Below are 502 nucleotides of genomic sequence, written 5' to 3' on the forward strand. Positions count from 1 at the left end.
ACCGGGTCTTTCAAAAGAGGTTCGATATCTCCGGGCGTCTTGTCGCGGGAATTCAGGCCGAATTCATACCCCTCCGCCCAAGCCGCCTGAAGCGCCTCATGGTCTTGCGCCCCTTGGGCAGAGGCTGGGATGGCAGATGGAGCGGGAGTCGAACCCGCGCTTACGGTTTTGGAGACCGTCGTGCTACCGTAACACTTCCCACCTTCAGATGTACGTGAACTCCATGCAGCCAAGGTAGCTCGGCAACCGCAATCGACACAGCGAACCGCTGGCTCGCTCTTGCTCTTGTCCTCGAGATAGCAAATGCCGCTATCGATCTTGGTCGATCCGCAAAGCGGGCAGGGAAGAAGCTCGGTCATGGCAACACCTTCACGATCCCGACCAGCGCAACGAGCCCGGCGGCTTGGAGTTGGTTTTTCATGAGCAGATAGAGGGCGAGGAGAAGGCAAACGGCTGTCGTCATTCGTCACCGTCCTGGCCGGCGAAGTGCTCGAACGTCATG

General features: G+C 59.0%; 1 tRNA gene. It reads right to left on the reverse strand.

Annotation, left to right across the window (positions count from 1 at the left end):
• Positions 1–130: 130 nt before the first annotated feature.
• A tRNA-Trp gene (locus CQ12_RS37000) sits at positions 131–204 on the reverse strand.
• Positions 205–502 lie beyond the last annotated feature (298 nt).

Origin of the sequence: Bradyrhizobium jicamae, assembly GCF_001440395.1 — a bacterium.
GTDB classification, from domain to species: domain Bacteria; phylum Pseudomonadota; class Alphaproteobacteria; order Rhizobiales; family Xanthobacteraceae; genus Bradyrhizobium; species Bradyrhizobium jicamae.